The organism is Pantoea sp. BR_17 (assembly GCF_041955125.1).
GTDB classification, from domain to species: domain Bacteria; phylum Pseudomonadota; class Gammaproteobacteria; order Enterobacterales; family Enterobacteriaceae; genus Pantoea; species Pantoea stewartii.
Genome location: NZ_JAVAXT010000023.1, coordinates 1 through 5,274 on the forward strand (window position 1 = coordinate 1; position 5,274 = coordinate 5,274).

Below are 5,274 nucleotides of genomic sequence, written 5' to 3' on the forward strand. Positions count from 1 at the left end.
TCATATCCGCACTGTTCATTACCCGGAGTATCACGCGGCCACTTACGGAGGCTGTTCAGGCTGCACGCCGCGTAGCCCTGGGTGACCTGAGTGGAGCTGTGCATGCTGGTCATAAAGATGAAACAGGGGTACTGCTGTCAGCCATTCGTGACATGCAGGATTCGCTGATTAACACCGTCAGCCAGGTAAGAAGCAATGCAGAGAGTGTTGCATCGGCCAGCAACCAGATTGCGCAGGGGAACGCTGACCTCTCACAACGGACCGAAGAGCAGGCCAGTGCGCTGGAGCAGACAGCGGCAACCATGACGCAACTGGGTATGACCGTCAGGAACAATGCGGAAAACGCACGGCAGGCCGGTCAGCTGGCAGTGGGCGTACGCGATGTGGCCAATAAAGGCAGCGATGCCACCGGCGCCATTACCGGGACCATGAAGACCATCAGCGAAAGCTCCGGCCGTATTGCCGAGATTACCGCCGTGATTGACGGAATCGCATTCCAGACGAATATCCTTGCGCTCAACGCCGCGGTTGAGGCTGCGCGGGCAGGTGAACACGGCCGGGGATTTGCCGTGGTGGCCAGTGAGGTCAGGTCTCTGGCGCAGCGCAGTGCAACAGCTGCCGGTGAAATACGTCAGCTTATTGAGGCAAATGCGCACAGCGTCGAAGAAGGTAACAAACTGGTGTTACATGCTTCTGAAACAATGTCAGGCATCCTCTCTGCGGTCGGAAAGCTGACTGACACCGTGGAGGAAATCACCTCCTCAAGCGCCGAACAGGCCCGCGGTATTGAACAGGTAGGCATTGCGGTAACGGAGATGGACAGCACCACGCAACAGAACGCCTCGCTGGTCGAGGAATCTGCCTCAGCGGCTGCAAGCCTTAAAGATCAGGCCGGACGGCTTCTCCAGGCCGTATCCGTATTCAGTCTGGGTAATCAGGTCATTACGCCTTCTGTGAATGCGGCCTCTGAATCCGTAAGGCAGAAATTCAGTACGCCGGGAACAGGCACCGGCGTAACGAACAGGGACGAAGGCTGGACGCATTTCTGATCGGAGTGCCGCGCTGCTGACTGGCGCGGTACGACGTGAAAATCCTGCAGTAAGTCTGGTCAGCGTTGGTTTATGAAACAAGTTTCTGGTCTTCATCAGACAGTGTCCGCTTTGAGCGAGGAGCGAAAGTTCGCTGATGAAGCTTATGGCGACTCTTACGCAGGATGAAAACTGTTAAGCATGTCATGTGATTAAGGCATCGGATTCTTATTCTTTCCGAGCTCTGAAGCCACCCAGCCCACTACTGAATCTATAAAAACCCGCACCTGAGGCATGAGAAAGTGACGATCCGGGTATACCAATGCAATCTGCATTTCACTACCTAAGATATCTCTCATTACCGGGACAAGATCGCCCTGTCGCAGGTGTTCACGAATTAAATCTTCAGGCAAAAGTGCAATGCCAAGACTGTTTATGGCAGCCTCACAGAGCAGGGTAATATCGTCAGAGGAAAAAGTGGCCTCCACCTTTATCCGGTTTCCGGAAATTAACGGCCAGTACATATCAGGCATCTCTCCACGTGCGAATCCTACCAGGCATTGATGGTCTTTGAGATCATCTGCGGTAACAGGAACGCCCATCTTAGACAGATAGTCCGGCGAGGCAACAGCAATAACCGGATCACGAAAGAGCGTACGGGCAATCAATCCCGGCTCTATTTGACTACTGGCTCTCAGTGCAACGTCATAACCTCCCTGTCGAAAATCGATATGGTGACTGGCGGTATGAATATGGACGCGCAGCATGGGATGCTGGGTGATAAATTCACATAACATCGCTCGAAAGCTTTTTTTCATGCCGGGAGGAAGCGATACGCGTAAGTCGCCGCGTAAATAGCCTCCTGCTCTCGACACGCTCTGCTCTGCCTGCCTTATCGCTTCTAGCGCGATGATGGCTTCTTTATAAAAGATACTGCCCAGATCCGTTAGTACCAGACTCCGGGTTGTCCGCAGAAGCAGACGTGTGTTCAGCTTTTTTTCAAGCTGAGCAATTCGCCGACTCAGGGTTGCACGGGGAATGCCCAACTCGGCCGCGGCACGGGAAAGCGATTTTGCATCGGCAGTTTTCGTAAATGCAATGAGCTCAGAGGTTTCTGCAGCAAGCGCCATATGGATCATTTTCGGTCAGGTGATGACAGTTTAATGAGTATTGCCACGAATTACGCTCAGCGGCAAGCTTTCCCAGACGACATTTAGGCAAATCAGGTTGCCTGGTCACTTATCCAGAGGGTGTGAAATGGCAGAAGAAAAGAAACTCATCGCTGTGTTTGGAGCAACCGGTCATCAGGGAAAAGGCGTTGTGCAGGCGTTAAAAAGAGCCAATCATTTCAGGGTCCGGGCTTTGTCCCGCCACCCGCAGACCTATACAGGAGAGTCTGATGAAGTCCTGTATGCGGATCTTGAAAAGCCTGAAACGCTCGTCAACGCGTTGAAGGATGTACACGGTGTCTTTCTGGTGACCGATTACTGGCAACAGGGCGCAGATGAGAAGAAACAGGCAACATCGGTAATTGAAGCCGCAAAACTGGCTGGCGTAAAACATTTTATCTGGTCCACTCTTCCGGACGTTGAATCTGTCACTCAGGGTGAATTCAGGCTCCCGCAGTTTACCAATAAAGCCAGAATAGACAGTCTCGTAAAAGGGGCCGGCTTCACTTATTACACATTCGTAGTGCCGCCAGCTTATTATCAGAACTTCGCAGGACCTTTCGGCCCGCAAAAGCAACAGGACGGGAGTTATGGATGGGTTTTGCCGATTGATCCCGAGGTTCGCTGCATTCATATGGGTGATATAAATGAGCTTGGCAAAATTGTGGCCGGCGCGTTTGCTAATCCTGACAGCACTGGAAAGGGGGCTTATCTGCCGCTTGTCGGTGATTTCCTGAGCTTCAGTGACATTGTTACTACCCTGAACCAGCTCGGACACCAAATCACTTTTCAAAAGGTTCCACGTGACGTTTATGCCGGCTTTTTCCCAGGCGCCGAAGCACTGGGTGATACGCTGGCCTATTACGAAAAATATACCTACCTTGGTCCGGGCTCGCACGAAGCAGCGATTGCAATGGCAAACAAAATCGCTGAATTTCAGCCAGCCACTTTTAAATCATGGGCCAGAGACAATTTTGCACTGAACAGGTAATAGATTCTCTGAGGTAGTCGCAATTTTCCACGGTCATAATTAATCATTTTGCGGCGGTCCTGATTTGCCGCATATGGCCGCGCTAGTAGATTAATGCGGAAATTAACCTTGATATCCTCTTCTGGCAGAAAGAGGACTCAATCGCTGGTCAAGGCAGTAAGCAGAGCAAAATCAACACGAAGGTTGTGACCCTCTTTTACAGAAGTGGATAACACAGTAGCTGGCGGGGCAGGTGAGAGGTTTCTACGTCCGTTCTAGAGAGGAACGAACGCAGGAAATTGAATAACTGAGTAAATTTTTTACAGCCGCATGCTAATGATATGTTGCTCAGTTCAGGTTTTTTACTTAAACGCCGATACTCCCCCTGTCATTTACTGACGAACCAAACCCGTGTCCATTTAAATTAAGGGAAAATTTTATGGCCGTTATCAACACAAACATATTATCTCTGGTTACACAGAACAACCTGGCTAAAGCACAGAGTTCACTGGGTACAGCAATTGAACGCCTGTCTTCAGGGCTGCGCATCAACAGTGCAAAAGATGATGCTGCCGGGCTGGCAATTGCTAACCGCTTTACTTCCAGAATTAACGGACTGACAATGGCTGCACGTAACGCCAATAACGGTATTTCACTGTCTCAGACCGCAGAAGGTGCACTGACCGAAGTCAACAGTAATCTTCAGCGCGTGCGCGACCTGACCGTTCAGGCCCAAAACAGTTCTAATTCAGCCTCCGACATCGACTCAATCCAGGCTGAAGTTAATCTGCGCATGCAAGAAATCGACCGGGTTACGAAACAGACTGATTTTAACGGCATTAAAGTCTTGAATACCGGTACCGGCACCACGACTTACAGTTTCCAGGTTGGTGCCTATGACGGCGATACCGTCGGTATTACGATGAGTGCCAGCGACGGATTTAACCTTGCTGGCTCTTCGCAGTCTGGTAATACACAGAATACCGCTTCTACTTCTGCGCAGATTGTCAACGGAAATGCACGCAGCGCATCAGCCATTGGTTTCGACGTGCTCAAAGGTACGGTAAGCGGCGGGTCTGGTGGCTCAGCATCCGGAGTCACACCGCTGGCCGACATTGATAAAGCGATCAAAATCGTCGATAGCCAGCGCAGCCTGCTGGGTGCGTCTCAGAACCGTTTTGAGTCTATAATCAATGGCATCAACAATACCGTGACGAATCTGACTGCAGCACGCAGCCGTATTCAGGATGCAGATTACGCATCAGAAGTATCGAACATGTCCCGTGCTCAAATCATACAGCAGGCCGCTGCTTCTGTACTTGTGCAGGCTAACCAGATACCCCAGACGATGCTCTCTCTGTTGCGTTAATAAGACAGATAGCCGAGCGTTAAATGCGCAAACCGGTAAGAGCCATCTTACCGGTTTCAGTAAAAAAACCGACATTACTAACTGATGGTTTTATCAAATACTAGGGGCAGGTCACATGTCATAAGGTTCTGAGTAAACCTAACGATTTAAAACTCCCGTCATGGCCTTTATTCTGAGAAATTAATCTCAGAAAAAACGCTCATTATAGAAAACACGCCACATGAACAAGCTCGCGCTGCACGAAGTCAGAAAAACTGAGTAGGGTGACCAACTCTAAGAACACTCGCATGTAAATTCAGAAATGTGACATATCAACGTTTAATCTTAGGGTCACCTAAACCGCTTTTTTAATCGTAGCTGATCTTCTAAGGCTGACTAGAGTATGCTCCTTGCAGGAAGCGGACCACCATAGCAGTAGGAAACATCACTGTTAATGTCCGGCATTTTCATGTGAAGGCTCTGTATGAAATTTCTCATCGACGATTTAAATGGGTTGTAAATGACTGTAATTAAGGTATTAGGAGTAAAACATCGGAACTGCATGTCTGGCAGATTAGTGACAGTCCTGAACTGGTTAGCAAACAGTCTGACCTGATAAAAAAGGATAATAAATGCCATCTTGCGGATTTCTCATCTCTCACTAGCAGGAGTAGCATTCCCGAAAATGTGAAAGGAGATAGTGAAATTAAATATACCATCTCCTTGGTAATGATAAGTGTGAAATTTTTTCTAAATTAA

4 protein-coding genes are annotated in these 5,274 nt (G+C 49.4%); 3 read left to right on the top strand and 1 reads right to left on the bottom strand.

Annotated elements, in window-relative coordinates; genetic code table 11:
- On the top strand, nt 1–1,049 hold a 1,049-nt coding region (locus RAC60_RS21860; RefSeq protein ID WP_375094344.1), incomplete at its 5' end, for a methyl-accepting chemotaxis protein.
- A 191-nt stretch (nt 1,050–1,240) separates the two neighbouring features.
- Here RAC60_RS21860 and RAC60_RS21865 read toward each other — a convergent pair.
- Nucleotides 1,241–2,167 carry a LysR family transcriptional regulator gene (locus RAC60_RS21865; protein ID WP_375094346.1) on the bottom strand — a complete coding sequence of 309 codons (927 nt, stop codon included), beginning with the start codon at nt 2,165–2,167 and terminating at the stop codon, nt 1,241–1,243.
- A 118-nt stretch (nt 2,168–2,285) separates the two neighbouring features.
- On the opposite strand from RAC60_RS21865, the gene RAC60_RS21870 reads away from it, so the two are divergent.
- Entirely contained in the window at nt 2,286–3,188 is a 903-nt protein-coding gene (locus RAC60_RS21870) for an NmrA/HSCARG family protein (protein ID WP_375094347.1), read from the top strand.
- Nucleotides 3,189–3,606: 418 nt separating this feature from the next.
- The gene (locus RAC60_RS21875; protein ID WP_375094348.1) at nt 3,607–4,536 is read left to right on the top strand and encodes a flagellin; all 930 of its coding nucleotides are present in this window, start codon (nt 3,607–3,609) and stop codon (nt 4,534–4,536) included.
- The last annotated feature ends 738 nt before the right edge of the window (nt 4,537–5,274 follow it).

Excerpts from the sequence above, each read along its gene's own strand:
- RAC60_RS21865 (WP_375094346.1), bottom strand. The coding sequence starts at position 2,167 with ATGATCCATATGGCGCTTGCTGCAGAAACCTCTGAGCTCATTGCATTT.
- RAC60_RS21870 (WP_375094347.1), top strand. The coding sequence starts at position 2,286 with ATGGCAGAAGAAAAGAAACTCATCGCTGTGTTTGGAGCAACCGGTCAT.
- RAC60_RS21875 (WP_375094348.1), top strand. The coding sequence starts at position 3,607 with ATGGCCGTTATCAACACAAACATATTATCTCTGGTTACACAGAACAAC.